Source organism: Rhizobium favelukesii (assembly GCF_000577275.2).
Lineage (GTDB): Bacteria > Pseudomonadota > Alphaproteobacteria > Rhizobiales > Rhizobiaceae > Rhizobium > Rhizobium favelukesii.
Map to the genome: position 1 here is coordinate 1,048,722 of NZ_HG916855.1, position 18,745 is coordinate 1,067,466.

The 18,745-nt window shown below is 58.0% G+C and carries 15 protein-coding genes and 2 pseudogenes; 7 read left to right on the forward strand and 10 right to left on the reverse strand.

Annotation, left to right across the window (positions count from 1 at the left end; genetic code table 11):
* Positions 1-2,079 precede the first annotated feature (2,079 nt).
* The 3 genes from LPU83_RS73635 to LPU83_RS68535 form a co-directional block, all read right to left on the reverse strand.
* A complete protein-coding gene (locus LPU83_RS73635) occupies positions 2,080-2,277 on the reverse strand; it encodes a hypothetical protein (protein ID WP_231052091.1) in 198 nt (65 codons plus the stop codon).
* A gap of 783 nt (positions 2,278-3,060) precedes the next feature.
* A complete protein-coding gene (locus tag LPU83_RS68530; protein WP_040680946.1) occupies positions 3,061-4,254 on the reverse strand; it encodes an IS91 family transposase in 1,194 nt (397 codons plus the stop codon).
* A 3-nt stretch (positions 4,255-4,257) separates the two neighbouring features.
* Positions 4,258-5,163: a tyrosine-type recombinase/integrase gene (locus LPU83_RS68535; RefSeq protein ID WP_040680778.1), complete on the reverse strand. Its 906-nt coding sequence runs from the start codon at positions 5,161-5,163 to the stop codon at positions 4,258-4,260.
* Positions 5,164-5,391: 228 nt separating this feature from the next.
* Here LPU83_RS68535 and LPU83_RS68540 point away from each other — a divergent pair, with 228 nt between their 5' ends.
* Complete coding sequence (locus LPU83_RS68540; RefSeq protein ID WP_024319000.1) at positions 5,392-7,320, forward strand: adenylate/guanylate cyclase domain-containing protein; 1,929 nt, start codon at positions 5,392-5,394, stop codon at positions 7,318-7,320.
* Between the two features lie 582 nt (positions 7,321-7,902).
* A pseudogene (locus LPU83_RS68545) lies at positions 7,903-8,007 on the forward strand (integrase core domain-containing protein); the annotation flags it as partial.
* A gap of 503 nt (positions 8,008-8,510) precedes the next feature.
* Here LPU83_RS68545 and LPU83_RS68550 read toward each other — a convergent pair.
* The 6 genes from LPU83_RS68550 to LPU83_RS68570 form a co-directional block, all read right to left on the reverse strand.
* Entirely contained in the window at positions 8,511-9,446 is a 936-nt protein-coding gene (locus LPU83_RS68550) for a HEPN domain-containing protein (RefSeq protein ID WP_024318999.1), read from the reverse strand.
* A 471-nt stretch (positions 9,447-9,917) separates the two neighbouring features.
* Positions 9,918-10,163: a hypothetical protein gene (locus LPU83_RS68555; RefSeq protein WP_024318997.1), complete on the reverse strand. Its 246-nt coding sequence runs from the start codon at positions 10,161-10,163 to the stop codon at positions 9,918-9,920.
* A gap of 353 nt (positions 10,164-10,516) precedes the next feature.
* The gene (locus LPU83_RS73320; protein WP_112334153.1) at positions 10,517-10,684 is read right to left on the reverse strand and encodes a Thivi_2564 family membrane protein; all 168 of its coding nucleotides are present in this window, start codon (positions 10,682-10,684) and stop codon (positions 10,517-10,519) included.
* A 378-nt stretch (positions 10,685-11,062) separates the two neighbouring features.
* On the reverse strand, positions 11,063-11,212 hold the full coding sequence (locus LPU83_RS73325; RefSeq protein WP_024318996.1) for a hypothetical protein: 150 nt from the start codon (positions 11,210-11,212) through the stop codon (positions 11,063-11,065).
* A 387-nt stretch (positions 11,213-11,599) separates the two neighbouring features.
* Positions 11,600-12,373 (reverse strand): DUF899 domain-containing protein, encoded by a 774-nt coding sequence (locus LPU83_RS68565; RefSeq protein WP_024318995.1) that lies wholly within the window; start codon positions 12,371-12,373, stop codon positions 11,600-11,602.
* 604 nt (positions 12,374-12,977) lie between these two features.
* Complete coding sequence (locus LPU83_RS68570; protein WP_082321218.1) at positions 12,978-14,192, reverse strand: IS701 family transposase; 1,215 nt, start codon at positions 14,190-14,192, stop codon at positions 12,978-12,980.
* A gap of 120 nt (positions 14,193-14,312) precedes the next feature.
* On the opposite strand from LPU83_RS68570, the pseudogene LPU83_RS68575 reads away from it, so the two are divergent.
* Positions 14,313-15,076 (forward strand): annotated as a pseudogene (locus LPU83_RS68575) (IS5 family transposase).
* A gap of 625 nt (positions 15,077-15,701) precedes the next feature.
* Here LPU83_RS68575 and LPU83_RS68580 read toward each other — a convergent pair.
* A complete protein-coding gene (locus LPU83_RS68580; protein WP_082321348.1) occupies positions 15,702-16,070 on the reverse strand; it encodes a phosphomannose isomerase type II C-terminal cupin domain in 369 nt (122 codons plus the stop codon).
* Positions 16,071-16,319: 249 nt separating this feature from the next.
* On the opposite strand from LPU83_RS68580, the gene LPU83_RS68585 reads away from it, so the two are divergent.
* The 4 genes from LPU83_RS68585 (at position 16,320) to tnpB (ending at position 18,701) form a co-directional block, all read left to right on the forward strand.
* The gene (locus tag LPU83_RS68585) at positions 16,320-17,432 is read left to right on the forward strand and encodes a glycosyltransferase family 4 protein (protein WP_024319231.1); all 1,113 of its coding nucleotides are present in this window, start codon (positions 16,320-16,322) and stop codon (positions 17,430-17,432) included.
* A gap of 174 nt (positions 17,433-17,606) precedes the next feature.
* Positions 17,607-17,885 (forward strand): IS66-like element accessory protein TnpA, encoded by a 279-nt coding sequence (tnpA, locus tag LPU83_RS76015; protein ID WP_082321349.1) that lies wholly within the window; start codon positions 17,607-17,609, stop codon positions 17,883-17,885.
* Between the two features lie 88 nt (positions 17,886-17,973).
* Positions 17,974-18,357 carry an IS66-like element accessory protein TnpA gene (gene tnpA, locus LPU83_RS68595; RefSeq protein ID WP_037068998.1) on the forward strand — a complete coding sequence of 128 codons (384 nt, stop codon included), beginning with the start codon at positions 17,974-17,976 and terminating at the stop codon, positions 18,355-18,357.
* Entirely contained in the window at positions 18,354-18,701 is a 348-nt protein-coding gene (gene tnpB / locus LPU83_RS68600) for an IS66 family insertion sequence element accessory protein TnpB (protein ID WP_037069001.1), read from the forward strand. Before tnpA (LPU83_RS68595) ends, tnpB begins: the two co-directional genes overlap by 4 nt.
* The last annotated feature ends 44 nt before the right edge of the window (positions 18,702-18,745 follow it).

Sequence of the window (18,745 nt, forward strand, 5' to 3'; positions counted from 1 at the left end):
CCAAGGGGATTCGACGAGCCGTGTGCTAGCCCTGCTCACAGGGGAATTCTGCGAGCCCTTCTAGAATATGATTTCTGCAGCCGGAACGTGACGCCTTCGTTCGCATAGGTGGGCTTAGCAGTTTGGTGGGGAGGTGGCACGCGTGAGGTTTGCGGACCTCGCAGCACTGTTACAGGAAACCGGCCACACCTCGGCCGCGCTCAGTGAGGTACAAGCACGCATGGCACTGACGCCGTAGGTGTTTCTATCAGTAATTGAAAAGAAGACCCGGCGAACTGGCCTCGTGTGGTCCGCCTGCCGGGTCCTCGATCCGCACTAAGGGGTGATGCGGTCGTAATCAGGATGCCCCAATCGAACGCATGCGCGCCACCTCACTCCAGTGATGGCATTAACGATCAGTTAATATCCACTCCGCCGATCTTGAGCAAGACCGATACCGAGACAGCCGCCGCAACGGCTGCGCAAACCAGAATCTTGATGCGGCGGATCCTGCGGGTCCGCGCACCTGTCCAATCATACGTCAATCCATCCCCTCCAGTTCGCCGGACATAGAGGGCGGTGTCTGGTGATTTCAAGCCCCATCGACTAACCATTGCAAACCCGCAGATCGGAGACTTTGAATGAACGTACTCGTCGCAGCTCCGCATATGCGCTCGGCCGCCCTCAAGCCTGTCAATGTAAGGCATGAAATCCGTTCTTCTGTCGCTCGATCGTTAGCGCGACGAGTTCGGCATGGATAGCGTGCATCGCGTCTCAGCTGATGCATGAAAGTGGCGACTTCATTTGGGGGCTGATGCCGGCGCAGATCCCGCTACGACTCGCGGGCGGATCCGGCAATAGGCCAGCGCTCGACGGCGACGGCAAGAAACACATGGGCGGTAGCGGCATGCGGCTCGCGGCAAGGCGATTGACCAGGCGATCTGCGATTGGTGCGTAGAGAAGGGTTTAACCCGACCGATGTCGTCGCGAATCCGGATCGCCCCAATACCGACCCAAAGGGAAGGGCTGGTGCGCTCTCGTATTCAAAAGCCGCAACCTCAATCCCTTCGCCGGCGCCAGGGCGATATCGAGACCAACACCATCAACGGTGGCATGAACGGCTCGGACGATCGCGTCGCGCGTTTTGCGCTAGCGCTGGTCGCACTGGGGCCTGAAGCCGACAGCCATCGGAGAGCTTCACGCGTCAAGGGACTGATTGCGGACGGCGATTTCGGGCCAAGACGCGTGCGGCATTGCCCGGCCGAACTCTTGCCGCTGTCGGGCGCGTCGGCAGCGGGCTCATCTCCGCCCATCGTGCCGGATAAGCTCGTTGTGCCGGGCGCCATGGAAACCCGGGCGAAGAGGAAGTTCGACCTGCCAGACCCGTTCGGCCGGCGCGCATGTGGCGATGGGCCGGATCATCTCCGTTTGGTTCTTGCGCCGGCTTCGATGGCGGTATTGCCCTGGCGCGAACGGCCATTAGATTCTGCCGCCGAGAGGAGGCTGAATGTCCGATACGAAGATCCGACAGCTGATCTTTTCCTTGAGCGTCGCCCAGGAGATAGCAAAGCGCGAAGGGCCTCAAGCCGGCTGCTCGTCTTGCTCATCGAGCAGGCTAAAGGAAGCCAGGGACGTCGCGGGGTCGCCGATTCGAGCGGGAACCGGCCTTCGGCAGCCAGAAAGAATGAAGCCGCCGTTCAAGGAAGGTGATCGAAAGGGAAGCCTCCGGCGGGCTAAGCTTGCAACGTGGTCGCATGGGGCGGAAGCTTCCCTTCTTGTCCCGCTCGCCAGAGACAGAACAACGATAGCCTACGCCTATCTGCAGGCATCGCTAGACGGACCAAAGTCCCAAAAGTAAGAAGAAAATCGAGGGAGGTTCACCAGCTGGGTGCTGTCGAGCCTGGCCCCTCAATGCATCCTGCCCTTAATAGCAGGACGAGAGGTCCGCTCAAGGAGGGTTTACCTGAAGTCGTTCTAGGAGCGCCAAGGAGAGCGTCATGGGCATAGCAACCATCATGCGTTCATGACGGCGGGCTGGGCAGTGAGTTCGTCACGGCAGGTCGAGGGTGGAGAGGGTTGAAATAGGACTGCAGCTCCTCCTCAAGCTGAATGCATAGGCCGCTCGTACTCCTCCAGGAGCATCCTATCGCCACCCTCAGCACGCTGCTTGTCGCGGAACCTGACTGCGTCGCCGTAATTCTCGATATCTTCGGTCCACCAGTGTGCGATATGGGCATAGGCACGAAGATGTGGGCAGCGCACTAGAAGGGCCGCCAGTCCATAGCGAAAGCTATCCAAGGCGTGGGCCCTCCATCTCCAAGCAGTCACGAATGAGGCTCTGCGAACGGAAGGACGCAGAGCCTCAGGCATCTGGGCTTGATGTCGTGGGGGTGTGACATCCTCGGTGAAACGCCGCTATCCGGGATTAGTTCCAGAGCGCAACTCTTGTGTTCCAGCAGCCGATCGTAACGGTCTTCGGCCATGCGCCAGGCGTTGCGAGCTGTAGCACGCTATCCCTGATGCGATTGAAGTCCCTGCTTGGCCTTCGGGCCGTTGGCCGCTCGGATTTTTGGTCCAGCGGCAACGAGAGTTCCGGCGGTTCTGATTACGCCATCTGGTGCACCCTACAAGATGAAGATGAGAACTCCGATGTCGTTGAAACATCGCGAAGAGGATCAGGTTCGAGAGTCTGCAGTTGAGTGTTTCCTGCCGCGAAGGACTGAAAGGTCCGGTCTCGGACCGTGATTGACTATTAAGCGCCTTGCGATGCAATTCCGCGATGGTGAAGGGTTTCGGGTGCCGTCAGGCGTACGAAAGCCTCTCATGCAGGAACCCGCGGTCGGCATTCCGTGAGCTATGGGGTTTTGTGTATCGGATCTTCCGGCGGGCCGCTGCTCGCAGCGTCGCTTGTCGGTCCCAGCGGGTGAAGATTGGTGTTTTCGGGTGTGACGGCCGAGAGTTTCGTGGTGATTGGGAGAGCGTTTGGCCGGTTGGAAGCCAGCGCCATTCGGACTGGCGCAGGCCCTCCCGTTGGCCGGCTCTGTTTTGAGTGGACCATATGAATGGATCTGCCATGCCGGGTCATGACGCACTCTCCCGGTTCGTTGTTGCCTTATCTGGCGGTCCGCGCGGTTGCCGCCAGCGTTCGAACACCTTGACGACGATCATACGTCCGCCGCAGCATGGGCATGGCGGGCGGATATCGTTCGGCTCATCGGTTGCGTCGTCAGCGGGCGGCGGGACAGCGTTCAGGAGTTCGCGGGCGCGAGCGATGCTGATCTTTCGGGAGCTGCCGGCGAGCAGACCGTATCGCCGGATGCGGTGGAACCCGCGCGGCAGGACATGGAGCAGGAAGCGGCGAATGAACTCGACGGTCGCGAGCGTCATGATTTGCTGCCGGTCGCGGCCGTCGCGGCGGTAGTCCTTGTAGCGGAAGATGACACCGGTCTCGTCGAACGAGATCAGACGACTGTTCGAGATGGCCACCCGGTGCGTATATCGTGACAGATAGGCAAGAACCGCCTCAGGTCCCGCGAAGGGCGGCTTGGCATAAACGACCCAACGCTTCTTTCGCACCGGCGACAGGTACCGTACGAATGCCCGACGGTCAGTGAGATGCGCAGCCGAACCGAAGAAGGCGAGCCGCCCGGCATCGTGGAGTTGGAGCAGTCTCGTGAGGAACAAGCGCCGGAAGAGCTTGCCTAGCACACGCACCGGCAAGAGGAATGCAGGACGTGACGATATCCAGCGTGACCCATCAAGGGAGATGCCGCCGCTTGGCACGATCATGTGAACATGGGGATGATGGGTCATGGCCGATCCCCATGTGTGCAGCACGGCGGTCATGCCGATGCGCGCGCCGAGATGCTTCGGATCGGCGGCGATTGTCAGCATCGTTTCCGATGCGGCCTTGAACAGAAGGTCGTAGACGAGCGCCTTGTTGTAGAAGGCGATCGCGGCGATCTCGGCAGGCAGCGTGAAGACGACATGGAAGTATCCGACCGGCAAGAGATCAGCCTCGCGCTCGGCGAGCCATGTGCGTGCGGCGGCGCCCTGGCACTTCGGGCAATGCCGGTTCCGGCAGGAATTGTAGGCAATGCGCCACTCTCCGCAATCCTCGCAGGCCTCGACATGGCCGCCCAATGCAGCGGTGCGGCAGTGCTCGACCGCCGACATCACCTTGAACTGGGCCAAGCTGAGGTGTCCCCCATGGGCTTTCCGATAGGTCGGCCCGGCAACACGGAAGATATCGGCGACCTCAATCGAGGTGCGCATGGCTCAGCCGTCGGGCGTTTTGCCTTCCATCAGCGCCATCAGCCGGTCGAGGGGCCCTGCGACCGCGTGAATAGTCCGGGTGGAGACCTTCGCATAGAGCGCGGTCGTCTCCAGCTTGCTATGTCCGAGCAGAACCTGGATGACGCGGATATCGGTGCCATCCTCCAGAAGGTGGGTGGCAAAGCTGTGCCGTAGGGTATGCGGGCTGACGCGCTTGTGGATGCCGGCGACCTCCGCAGCTTCCTGAACCGCGCGATGCAGTTGCCGCGACGAGATCGGGTCGGTGCGACTGCGCCCCGGAAACAGCCAGCCATGAGGCAGCATCACGCCGCGCCGCTTTCCTTCGCGCCACCACAGTCGCAGCAGTTCAAGGAGTTGCGGAGAAAGCAGGGCATTGCGATCCTTGCGTCCCTTGCCTTGTTCAACGCGGATCAGCATGCGCGTCGAGTCGATGTCATCGACCTTGAGATGCGCGACCTCGGAGACGCGCAAGCCCGCGCCATAGGCCACGCCAAGCGCCGCTTTGTATTTGATGCCTGGCGCCGCCTCGAGCAACCGCGCAGCTTCCTCCATGCTCAGCACATCGGGTAGCTTGCGTGGATTGCGGGTTATCACCAGCGCTCGCGCCAGATCCCGCCGCTTTAGCGTCACCGCAAACAGAAAGCGTAGCGCCGAAACCGTGCCGTTGATCGTGGCCGGACCCACACCGTTCTCATGCTGATACAACTGGAAATGTCGTATGTCCTCGACCATTGCGGTGTCAGGGGTACGCCCAAGAAACGTGGCGAAGCGCCGGACATGACGGATGTAGTCCTGCTGAGTGTGGGATCCCAACCCTCGCATCACCATGTCTTCCTGCATGCGCTGGCGAAGCGGGGTGGTCGGGGCATCATTGGAGAAGCTGGCCATTGAACGTTCCTCTCGTTGAAGGGAACTCAATGGTCAGGCAACACCAACAGCCTGCCCAGAACTTCAGATAATCACACCAACCTCACCGCGCACGCCCTCCCGCGAAGCGGGTTCGTGCATGGTGCCAAAAGCAGACATGCCGTTTTGGCGGTGTGCTAGCTGCGGCGCTTCGATGGGTGTAGACTCCCGGCATATTGCATGTTCATGTGTTCATGCAGGGTCACAATGATGAGTATCCCCGCGCTCGACCGGAAGCTGCTGGCGATCCTGGCGGCGGATATGGTAGGCTACTCGAAGGCGATGGAGGCCGATGAGGCCGGCACCATCAAGCGACTGAAGGCCATCCGCGCCGACCTGATCAATCCCGCCATCTCTGAGCGCCATGGCACCGTTATCAAGCTGATGGGCGACGGCGCGCTCGTCGCCTTCAACAGCGTGGTTGATGCGGTTGCCTGCGCCGCGGAGTTTCAGAATGCCGTGGCGGCCCGCAGCGCCGGCCTACCGGAGCCTGAGCGCATCGTATTCCGCGTCGGGATCAATCTGGGCGATGTGGCGTTGGTGGATGGCGATGTCTACGGTGATGGCGTGAATGTCGCCGCGCGGCTGGAGCAGTTGGCCGAGCCGGGCGGCGTGATGGTGTCGGGCACGGCCTACGATCATCTCCAGGGCAAACTCGACTGGCCGCTCGATTTCGCCGGCGAGCAGCAGGTCAAGAACATCAGTCGCCCAGTGCGGATGTACCGGCTGAGACTCGATGGCAAACGGGCGCGTCGCCCGCTTGTCGCAATGATGCCGCGCTGGACCAAGACGGCTGCGGCGGCGATCGTGGCGCTGGCTCTGGCGGGCGGCGGGGTCTGGTGGTTCTTGCAGCCCGAACTTTTGAGCGCCAAGCCGTCGGTGGCGGTGCTGCCCTTCAACAATTATGGCGGCGACGAGGCTAGCGGGCGTCTGGCCGATGGCCTGACTGAGGACATCATCACCGATCTCGCGCGGTTTCCCGAATTCGAGGTGGTGGCGCGGAATTCGACGGAAGTTTACAAAGGCAAGCCGGTGGATGCCCGCCAGGTCGCAAGTGCGCTCCATGTCGGCTTTGTACTGGAAGGCTCGATACAGCGGCAGAGTGGCCGGGTACGGATCACAGCACAGTTGATCGATGCAAAAACCGGCCACCATCTTTGGTCGGAGAATTGGGACCGGCCCGGTGAGGACGTGTTCGCCGTTCAGACCGAAATCGCAGAGCAGGTCGCCAACCGCCTCGGCGGCGGAGTGGGACTGATTCAAGAGGCCGGGCGGGCTGCAGCCAAACGTAAACGGCCTGAAAACCTGAATGCCTATGATTACTATCTTCTCGGGTCCGAGAAGATTGAAAAGCTCACCAAAGCCGATGACGAGGAGGCCATCACGTTTCTCAACCGCGCCGTCGAACTGGACCCGGGGCTGGCACGGGCCTGGGTAGAACTTTACCATGCTCATGATCTAATGGGTGTGTTTGGCGTTAATCCCGAGAGCAACCGCAAGGCGGCCGCCGATGTGGCCGAACGCGCGGTGCGGCTTGATCCGAGCGACGCTGAAGCACATGCGGTGTTTGGTATGAGCCTTGCTAATAAGGGCGACATGGGCCGCGCCAAGTCTGAGCTGGACACGGCCCTTCGTCTAGCTCCGGGTTCGTCCGAAATCCTGACTTTTTATACCGGCTTTGCCGCACGCTTCGGTGAACCCGAACGCGGCGCTCAAATGGTCGACCAGGTAATGAGGCTGGACCCGAACTATCCGATGTGGGCGTCCAACTTCTTCGCACCTGCTTATTTTATGGCGGGCCGGTATGAGGACGCGGTGAAGATGCTGGAGCGCATGACGCCTAACAACTACCAAAAGTGGACTTGGGTGGTCCGTAGCAGTTCCCTCGCGGCACTCGGTCGAACCGATGAGGCGAATGCTTCGGTTACAGAAGCTCTCAAGAATCACCCAGACCTGACTGTCGAGAGCATGATCAATGAACCCGGCCTGAGCACAATGGAGCGCAGTCGGTTCATAGAGACAATGCCGCTAGCTGGCTTCCCGGCGTGCGCCAAGCCCGAGGTGCTGGCGAAACTCGCCAAACCTGTGCGACTGCCGGAATGCGAGGCGGGGACGGCGAAGCCTCTCGGGCAGCCATAGAACAGCCCTATGCAACGCGCGCGAGCCGCTGATCGCCCCGCCCCGGCGAGTGCTGTCGCTGAGGGTTTGGCGCGATGACACAAATGGTTGCAACGCTGCGCGAGGCGCCCCGGCTTTGGGCGATCCACGCCGACCTGGAGTTGACCGACATATATCCGTATCCGCTTTCTCCCCTATACGGACGACTGCCCTGTGGATGTTTTGTGGCTCAGCCGGCGTCTCGTTGACCAAAGCTGGAGCAGTGCGAACCTGGTCGCTCGGGTTCTCAACTCGCAACCTTGTCAGCGCGTTTTCACGAAGGATTTCAGTGTCGGAACGGAGGTCGCGCCAAGGTCGCAATTCAGACACTGCGGCTGAAAGTTCTCTCTTTTGTTCCGAAGCGTTTTTCGAATGAGCATAAGAATTAGCGCGTTGGATGTTTTGGCGCGGATGCAACTGACGAACACGCCGAGCTCTCATCTTGCGCAGCGTCGAAGCCGGTTGTGGCGCGGGTCCTGGCATAGCTTTGCCGGGTCTGGCGTCATCGCAGAATGGGCGGACGATTTGCACCATTTCTGGCCATCTCGTCGCTCGAATACATCGCCCGGAAATCAGATGCAGAACGGCGATGTTGAGTCCTTTAACGGCCGGCTCCGCGACGAGCCACTCAACGAGAGACTGTTCTCCGATCTCGACGATGCCCGCAGCGGACGTTCGAGACTCTCTATCGATGCGGGGACTGTCCCGATCCTACCGCCATCGCGGCTCTCGTGTTGCGTTGTACAGCAATTCGCTGGCGGAAGCGAATGCTCCAAATAGCTGTAAAAGTCGAGCCTCTTCTCCCTCGTCAAGTCGGTGCCGTTTTGAGAAATCCTTGACCGACCACACACGGGTCAGGGATCCGGTGCCGGCACAATTCGGTTCAACTCGCTGCATACTTATCTCCTCCCACATAGTTGCTGGGAGATGGCTAGCAAGTGCTAAATTAGAAAGATATAAAGTAAGACATGTTGGTGCGTTTTTTCGATTACGTGGCGCCGCCGCTTTCCGACGACGCGCGCTGGCTGGCTGTTCACGCAATCCTCACCTGTGAGAACGACGTTGAATTGGGAAGGCGCGCAACGGTCAGTTCTTCTCTTCGCGTGGCACCCTTGCAGGTGTGCCTCGTTTCGAGTGTGCATATGCTTCACGGTGACCCGCGCACAAAACGCTTACATGGAAAGCCGTTCCCGGCAAATTGCTTCTACAAGAGCCTGTAGGGCCTTGACCTGTTCGAACAGCCACGCGAGCTCTTCACCGGTGATCGTGTACTCGGGAGAGTATCGCGCCTCCACATAGGCCCGCGAGAGTAGCTCGAAGCACCGACGAGAGAACCGGTTGTCGCGCGGCCAAGCAGCGATTAGTCGGCTGTCGATCCCCTCGGCCTGAGAACGCAACACCTTTATTCGATGTGATTTGGGGCTGTAGAGGGTTAGCGTGAGCAGGACGCAGTGGTAAAATCGTTCCGTCGCTTGGTGAAGGTCAAATGCCGCATGGTTGACCATGCCGTCTGAAATTGCGTTCTCCGCCTGAGTGATGCAATAGGATGCATTAGGCAGCCAGCGTTCAAAATGCTGCTCCGCTTCCTCTCTTTCATTTTCCGCCGTCAGTGGCTTCGGCTCTGCCAGGGGATGGCCAGGCTGTTCGTAGAGGACGATGCCGTCTCTGGCGATGTCGACGAAGAAGGGCCGACCGCGGGCGAGCTGATCGTTGACGTCGTGGAGCGTGTGGACGATCGGGACGACCGGTGTTTCGATGCGATGGCCGATCTGCTCTTTCAACAGCTGCTCTTCGATGCCTTCCCAGAGTTCATGCTCATCGGCAAAGGACTTCTTGTTGACGACGATCAACAGGTCGTAGTCGGAGCGGTAGCCGCTGAGGCGATCCTCGACCCAGTCACCGCGGCCATACGAACCGTACAGTATCACCTTCAAGATCTTGCCGGAATTTCGCTTTGCAGACAGCTTGCTTGCCTGAAACGCACCGACCTCAGCAAACAGGATTTCGATGATCCTCGCCAACTCGCGCCGCTTTCTGTCCGGCAGGTGCTCAATGTGGTCGGTCAGGGTCAAAACAGCGTCGAAGCCTTCAGTGTGAATCGCATCCATCGTAGCGGTTCCATCGTGATTGCACACTCTAAACCTTTTACGCGAGATACATTGACGATACAATCAAAAGATGGATTGAAACCCCGCTCAAATCGAAATTCGAAAGGCCGAACGGCTTCTCGCTGACCACCTCAACGATCTGGTGCAGATCATGAAGGCAGCCTGGGTAGGTATAATCGTTGAGTGACAAAATTTCTCCAATCGAAACTCGGTTGGTTCGCTGTTTGGCAACGCTTGCCTGGGGCGATCGGCTTACCTCGTCCATCGCTTCCAGACCACCTGCCTCGACCTATTCGGCTTCTTATGCCCAAGGAGAAGCTGGCCCTACGGATGCGTGGCGGTTGGAGGCTAGGTGGCGAGCCAGAGCGCGGCTTTTCGCACTCGCACATAAATCATGATGGATGGCTAGAGAGGGAACGAGCTGGAATCACCCAGAGAGCCAGCCGCACATCAGCTCTTCCAGTGGCGAGGTCATGCTCCACCCAGGGGATTGAAGGGAGTGTTCGGAGATCGGATGTCGACCGTCAGCGAAGCGTAGAACGACGGCGGTCTTTCTTCATCGATCCGGTTTAGCATGCCGACCAATTCATCGCCTTCCTCGGCGGTGAGCATGTCCCTGACGAACCCATTAACCACCGCCTTCTGTCCAGTCGTCCCGTCGAAGATGGTCCAGTAGATATTGAGGTTCTTATGTAGGTTGTATCTGCGGCTTTCCATGGGGATTATGTCCTACTACGCACTGACCTCTCACTCCGTGTGCGACACTCCTTTAGATACCACTTATATAATGCCATTTGCCGTCCGATCTGTGAATCGAACAAGAGTCTAGTGGGACCTATCTATTCGGAGAGTGTGTCCCTCGCAATTGAATTGAACTTAAGGTTGTGCAGTGAATTTCACCGATGCCGATCGCTCGAACGCGTCGGGGATGACGGTTACTCTGTTGCTGACGCTCGATTGTCCTTAGCGAGTTTCAGGTCTGTCTCGGCACGGAGGTAGGCACGACGATACGTGCACAGCGCTCGTTTATTGGCAGCACCGCAGCCCGACCGCAGTCCGGCTACTCTGGTCTACCATACTGCAAGATATTTCAGCAGCGACACGATGCCGATGATGATGACGATGATCTGAACAATCTGGCGCATCCGGCCGTCGATAGGAAGTCGCTGCACGAGGTAAAGAACAAGGACGATTACGAGAAACGTGATCAGAATTCCGATCAATATGGATGCACCCATATTCCACTCCTATGGCGGAAAGCATTTTCGATACAGGAAGTTAACTATGGGACAGGCGGCTAAAGGAAAGGGGGAGGATTGAAACGGTCGCGAATGCTCTACTCCCGTCTTGAAGCCGTCCGGGTATCTAGACCGCGACGGAACAGAACAGACCCGACTGATAATGGTCGCGATGATCAAAGGCCAGCGCTACGTCGACGCACGATAATCGCGATCACAAACCGGTAAATTTACATCTCGTTGGTCTCGCTATCGTGCCGTAAATCGGTGACATCGCCCTCGCTAGCGACGCTGAGTTTGACGCCGTCGCCACCGATCCGAACAATGTGACGGCACACAAACGTCGTTTCATCGTGGAGAGAAAGGTGGCTGATTAGCCTACTTCTCCTCGACCGAAATGCCCTTCTCGCCGATCGAGATTTCGACGCCTTTGGGTTTGCTCTCCTCGCGGAGAATGTAGATGCCCATGCCGAGGACTAACACGACCAAAGCGCCGATCACGAAGTAAAGGCCGTTCCGATTGTTCATTCATTTCCCCAGGTTATAGACTCCCTGAAATAGGCGGGGCGATAAGGATGGCAACAGTGTCGCATTGACAGGACAGGGCAAAAATCAAAGTTCTGAATCCTGCGCGTGCTCCAAGAAAGGCAACCAGCCAGCGCGCACGTCAACGCACAGGACCTCGGATCGTGGCTTCGTCTCCTGCCCTGGGACTCAAGAGAATCCCAAGGCGAAACAGCAAGGACGGCCGGGCGAATGGAAAGGCACGCTGGCACGCCAATGCGCGCCCAACTCGCCGAAGCGCAAGCTGGTTGTAAGCTTCCCGATTAAAGTCCCAGCGTGCCTTTCCAAGACATTTTCGGCAACGATCACGCCGGCAAGCCCAACCACTGGATCAGGACTTTGCGCTCAGTGCTAGTTCCGGAACGCTGCCTCTCCGGCGTCCGACACCTCAACCCATTTCTTGTCGGGGGCTGCATCTGCGACGTAGCTGTCGTGCCAGTTCCACCACTTGTAGGTTGGCGTCTGGGGGTAGCCTTCGGGAGAGTCTTCCCACACCTCCTGTCGGCCCAGCGGCGTGATGTCGAGGTAGTTCCAGGTGTTGCCCATCTGCTCGTCGCCGCGGTTATTGATGAAATACGTCCGGAATACGCGGTTGCGATCGTGATAGAAAACGTTCGTGCCGTGCCACTCGTCCACTCCGAAGTCCGCATCGAAGGTGTCCGTGAGCGTGAACCAAGGCATTTCCCACCCCATCCGCGCCTTCAACTGCGCGATGTCCGCCTGGGGCGCACGCGAGACGAAGACGAGAGTGGTGTCGCGGGCGTTCAGGTGAGCGACGTGGGCGACCTGATCAGCTACCATGGAACATCCCCGGCAGGCATGGTCGGGCCAACCAAAGACGCCGGGCTCGAAAAAAGCTCGGTAGACGATCAGTTGACGTCGACCCTCGAAGAGGTCGACCAGACTGGCCTTGCCAGCGGTGCCCTCGAACACATATGGCTTCTCCACGGTCATCCATGGCATTCGCCGCCGCTCTGCAGCCAAGGCATCGCGGGCGCGCGTCTGGGCCTTTTCCTTGACGAGCAACTGTTCGCGAGCTGTTTCCCAAGCCTGCGGCGATACGACCGGCGGCGTGTGCATGATGGGTTGGCCGCGCTTGTCCGTGTTCTCGACTGATATAGTCATGGCTTTAAAACCTCCTGAGTGGAATTCTTGCGCCTCCGGGTTGAAGCGTCGCTCTTCATTGCGCATCGCTTCCGATTAACCGCGAGGGAGTTTGGCACCGAAAAGCGAATGGTGGGAGTAACAAGTGTGGCGGGTATCATGCCGCTCTTGACCCCGTCGCCCACGCCTGCGGTTGCACGGGTGGACGCCCTCGCGCTCGGCAATTTGAAGAATTACCCTTCGCCACCTGCCGCGCCGAGCCCTTGTGGTCCATTCAGCCGGTTGAGGATCAAAACAAACCAAGTCGGAAGAACTTCACGAGCGGGTACTGCGCCGAAAAATCCGGGTTTGGTTGGTAACTGCCACCTGGAGGTCGGTAGCGCATGGGTCCTGGGCCGCCACTCGGTTTCATCAACGGCCTTACCAACCAGGTGGATGAAGCTCGATCCCGACAAACTGTCCGGGAACTAGCATTACAGTTGCATTTTAGTTTTGAGATGAGCTCGTCGAGCGGCCGCCTGATGGGCGCGTCTCCAGCATGACCATGCGATGACGTAGGCGGGGTTTATGCGACGCTGGGCGAGTCTGATGGCGATGCGCCGGACTTCCTGGATAGACCAGCGGATCAAATCCTGATGGTCGGCATCCGCGGTCTTTTTGGGGGCGTCGCGTCATTGGCGCGGTACCGGATCACCGCCATCATGGCGAAGGCAAGCATGACGAGGGAGACGTGGCGATGCCAGCCATGCCATGACCGGGTTTCATTGTGATCGAGTCCGAGCTCGTTCTTGGCGGTCTCGAAGCTGTCTTCGATCGCCCAGCGATGGCCTTCAACGGAAACGAGCGTCTGGATGTCCGTCCCGGCCAGGCACCATGTGGTGAAGAATGCGAGATCACCGTCGCTGATATTGCGCCGGATCAGGAGGCCACGGGTCCAAAGCCCTGATGTCGTCTCGTTGTATTCGTCGGCATCGAGATCGGCGAGTTCACAGTAGGCCCAGTCATGAAGCCGCGCGCCTTTGGTGCCCTCACCGGCGGAAAGACGCTGCCATGCACTTGAATCGAGATCACGGGCGATCTCCTGCGCTGTGCCGGCGACCGGAGGCTTACCCGACCAGGAGCCGAAATGGTGGTCCGATTTAACCCCAAGAACGTAGCCTTTGCAGGCTCGACGCAGGGTCCCTTCAACGTCCCCGACGCCATAGACCGCATCTGCGGCCACCCATGAAAACGGCACATCGGCTGCCAGCGCACGCCGTATCATCTCGACAGCCAGGCCTGGCTTGGTAGCGAAGGCTGTAGCCTGAGGAACATGAGCTGCTGCCAGCCTTGCCGGATCGCCGGTCCAGCTTTTGGGCAAGTACAGGGCCCGATCGATAAAGGCATGACCGCGAACGGACACATAGGCGGCGAACACACCGATCTGGCAGTTCGTTATCTTGCCAGCCGAACCTGTATATTGACGTGCAACACCGCACGATGTCTTGCCCTGCTTGAGGAAGCCCGTCTCGTCGATGACCAGGACCGCATCATCCGTGGCGAGGTTTTCTACGACATACTCTCGCACGATGTCGCGAAGTGCGTCCGCGTCCCAGCGCCCGCGCCCCAGAATGGCTTGTTGCCGCCACGGGCCGGGATCACCGGCCGCCTCAGCACGCATCCAACCTGTCTTACGCCGCTCGTCACCCAGCAAGCCGTCCAGGAAAAGGTTCGCAGAGGCTGCAACTCGCTCCTGCGTAAACAGTCTGCGCATGCGAGCCTTCACGTCGCGCAACGATGATGCCCAAAGCTCAAGCGTCGTCTCGATTGATGCACCTGTCATCCATGACCTCCGAATCATGGAGACCCATAGATTCAGACCACAGATAGATATGCAACTGTAATGCTAGGGCGTAAACCCATTAATGTTCTTGGCGTTTTGCGTGCCTCGTGATTCAAGGCTTCCGAATGAGGAGCCATGATGACACGCCGCCGCTACGAACTCACGGACCAGGAATGGTCGATTATTTCGCCACTTCTTCCCAACAAGCCGCGCGGCGTTCCCCGTGTCGACGACCGACGGGTGTTGAATGGCATCCTTTGGCGCTTCCGAACAGGCTCTCCTTGGGCGGAAGTTCCTGAGCGGTATGGGCCGCCAACCACCTGCTACAACCGCTTCGTCCGCTGGCGGAAGGCTGGTGTCTGGGATCGGCTTCTTGAAGCGGTTTCAGAAGCTTACGATGGCGACATCGTCATGATCGACTCGACCTGTGTTCGCGTTCACCAGCACGCGGCCACGGGAAAAAAGGGGATCAAGACGATGGTGGCATGGGACGTTCCCGCGGCGGGCTCACGAGCAAAATCCACGCGCTCGTCGACGCTGAAGGTCGGCCCGTCACGCTCCGCCTGACCGGCGGGCAGATTGCTGATTGCACTGAAGCCGATGCGCTGACTGACAGCCTCGGCGAAGGCGACATCCTGCTTGCCGACAAGGGCTATGACAGTAACGCCATCCGGGCTAAGGCGGCCGCGCGCAAAGCCTGGGCCAACATCCCGCCCAAAGCAAATCGGACGGGCTCCTTCTCATTCTCGCGCTGGGTTTATCGGCAGCGAAACCTCGTGGAGCGGTTTTTCAACAAGATCAAACAGTTCAGAGGTATCGCCACACGCTACGACAAGCGCCCGGAAAACTATCTCGCCGCTGTCAAACTTGTCGCGGCGCGGATCTGGTGTCAGAGTTTATGAGTCGACGCCCTAGCGAAATCAAATGTCCGCGATTTGGCGGAATCAGTGTCCCGTTAATCCGAAATCCGCACTATGGTCGAGGGAGGCAAGATACCCTGTGAATCTCTGCGGCTTCCATCGGAGGTGCCAAAGACATGAGGAAGCTGTGGTAAACAGCCGCTGGCGCATCATTCGCGCCGACATAGCAACTTATGAGGATAATACTGCGTGATCTCAACTAAAAGGAAGCAGGTGCGGGCCATTGGTGGGGCATAGAGATATGAATTTTGTGAAGCGGTTTCGCCCCACCCATCTGACTTGTTAGTTCCCCGCTTCGAGCGATGAACGCGCAGCGCACACCGATCGGCAATACGATCTCCAAGAACTCCATTACCAAAACCATGCGACGGAAGGATGATCAGAGACTCGAGTCTCCTATTGCTAAAAAGCTAGCAAAACACATGTTTGAAATTTGACCGGAAGGGCTGTAACGACAGAAAAATGATCCGCGCGTTTAATCTTCAAATGAACCGTGGGTGTCTGCTACCCCTCGATACCAGACTTTTTACGTCGAAGCGATGCCTCACCAATGGTGCCTGGCCTTGTTAAGCCGCTTGGGGCCCGACTGCTTCGAGAACGAGGGTCGTTAAGCCCGGCTATAGTCATCGCTAAGGCGAATGATATCGTTCTCATCTAGTAGCTCACCATACTGGATCTCAATAAAGACGAGCGGCTGATTCCCCGTACACGAGACGCGATGTGTTGCCTTGAGTGGGATATCGACCGTATGTCCGAGCTCAAAGCTGTGATGCGTTCCATCGACTTCGGCAACGCCTTGACCAGAAACTGCCGTCCAACGCTCAGATCGGTGATTGTGGTATTGGAGGGAAAGCCGCTCACCAGGATTGACTACGATGCGCTTAACGACATGGCGCTCGCCAATATCTAAGACATGCCAAGTGCCCCAAGGACGCTGATCATTGTCGCCAATTTTGTAGAGGCTACCCAACCGCATGCATTGCTCCCCAAGCGTATATCGCCGGCACCTAACTGCTTCATTTGCTTCTTTAAGGCCTTTTACACCGTTCGCAATAAGGGGCTGCTATTTTCCATGCCTTTGTTTATATGAGCCTTCAGGGTCACGCCATCCGTTCTGTGTCGGTTGAGGCTACGAAGGCAGGGCGTATCCGATGACTGCCATGCCGGCGGAATGATTTAAACAGAGCGAAGGCCGGGGACCTATATGATCCGGCGTTGGAGTGAGATGCGGGTTCTACATTTCTTCAAGACTTATTGGCCCGATACTTTTGGCGGAGTTGAGCGGACAATCCACGCAATTGCCAAGGGAACCGCCAAATACGGGATCCAATCCGACGTGCTCTCGCTGAGTAGCATGCCTGAGCAGAACACCCGGGAGTTTGATGGTCATATCGCTCACAAAGCCAAGCTCGATTTTGAATTTGCCTCGACGGGCTTTTCCTGGGAGGTCTTTGGACGGTTCCGCGAACTAAGCGACAGGGCCGACATAGTGCATTACCACTTTCCCTGGCCGGTAATGGATGTTGTCCATCTCACTTCGCGCCTGAGAAAACCGACTGTCGTTACTTACCACTCCGATATCGTCAAACAGCGGATCCTCTTGCAGCTCTATAGGCCGCTCATGCATCGCTTTCTAACAAGTGTTGACAGGATTGTGGCCACGTCACCGAACTACCTGGCGACCAGCGACGTGCTGCAGCGCTATAGGAGCAAAACCACGGTCATCCCGCTGGGGCTGGACGAAGGGGATTACCCGCGCGCTTCTGACGATGTGAAGGCACGCTGGCGCCAGAGGTTTCCGAAGCCATTTTTCCTTTTTGTTGGTGTCCTTCGCTACTACAAGGGTGTGCACATACTCTTGGAGGCTGCAAAGCAGACAGACCATGATATCCTGCTAATTGGGCAGGGGCCAATGGAAGCGTCGTTGAAGGCCTATGCAAAGGAGCACAGCCTTGAAAATGTCCATTTTCTTGGAGCGTTGCCGGATGCAGACAAAGCCGCACTTCTCGAGCTAAGTACCGGCCTCGTTTTTCCATCTCATTTGCGGTCTGAAGCCTTTGGCCTATCGCTTGTCGAAGCGGCGATGTTTGGGAAACCAATGATCTCCTGTGAAATAGGAACTGGGACTAGCTTTGTTAACGTTCACGGTGAAACAGGTGTGGTTGTGAAGCCAAATGACCCAGATGCGTTAGCTGGGGCAATGATCCGCCTCTCTAGGCGCCGGAAAGAGGCGCTTGGCTACGGAGAGAAGGCCAGGGCGGCTTATTTGGAGAAATTTACAGCAGTCCAGATGACGGCCGACTATGCTTCTGTCTATCGCGATATAGTGGGGCGATAGATGTTATACCAACGTGAGCGGTCTCTGACTCGTTTCGCGGTTTCCAAATCAGTTGAATTCTGAATCTATGTCGCAAACGGAGGTTTGCGGGTAACCCCACGGTGAGGGCCGTCTTGTGATGTGAGGCGGAACGTTGGATGTCCTGGTGCAAGCACTAGGAATAGTCCTCTGACAATGCAGCAAATCGAAGTGATCACCTCTGTGGAGCGCCGTCGTCGCTGGTCTCGCGCGGAGAAGGAGCGGCTGGTTGCGGCCTGCCTCGAGCCGAATGCCAGCGTATCTGAGATTGCCCGGTCGGCGGGCATCCACGCGAGTCAGTTGTTCCGGTGGCGCAAAGAACTTTGCCAGGTCGCACCGCCGCCAGCGCGGCAGCTCATTCCCGTAGAAGTCACGGCCTTGCCTGCGCCTGATCCGGTGGAGACAACACTGCCACCCTCGACCGCAAGAAGATAGTGAGCGTCCGGTGAGGGGATTTTGGTCAGGCGGGGAATTGGCGCAAGTTACGACACAGATGAATCATTTGTGACGTAACAGGGTATGAATGGCCAAGGTTGAGATCCTGACGGGTACGGAGCGACAACGTCGATGGTCCACAGAATTGAAGCTTTCGATTTTGCAAGAAGCGTTTAGTGCGGATGGGAGCGTTTCCGACGTAGCGCGCCGGCACGACGTCCTTCCGCAACAGATATACGCCTGGCGAAAGAAGTTCTTTCCACCTGAATTGAAATCTCCGGAGACCGCATTCATTCCGGTCTCGCTTATCGGAGCATCGGCGAGCCACAGCGACGATACCAAGAAGAGCGGTGTTCGGTCGAAGTGTAAAGACGTTGAGATCGTTCTGAGGAATGGCCGCTTGCTAAGAATTGCAGCGGACATGGATCTCCAGGTGTTATCGTCGCTGGTCGCTTGTGTGGAGGCAGCATGATCGGGCCTTCGGGAAATGTGCGGGTTTATCTGGCCTGCGGAGTGACCGACATGCGGCGTGGCATTGATGGACTGTCGGCGCTCGTTGAGACGGTTATCAAGGAGGCGCCAGGTTCCGGCGCAATCTTCGGCTTCCGCGGAAAACGTGCTGATCGGATCAAACTTTTATGGTGGGATGGCCAAGGGTTCTGCCTATTTTACAAAATTTTGGAACGCGGATACTTTCCCTGGCCGACGGCGAAAGAAGGGGTTGCGCATCTGACGCAAGCCCAGTTGTCGATGCTTGTTGAGGGGATCGACTGGCGCCGACCTGCGTGGACTTCCGCTCCCGGTCGAACGGGTTAAAAGCTATATTTTGCAATGACATCCGAGGCATAATGCTAGCGTTT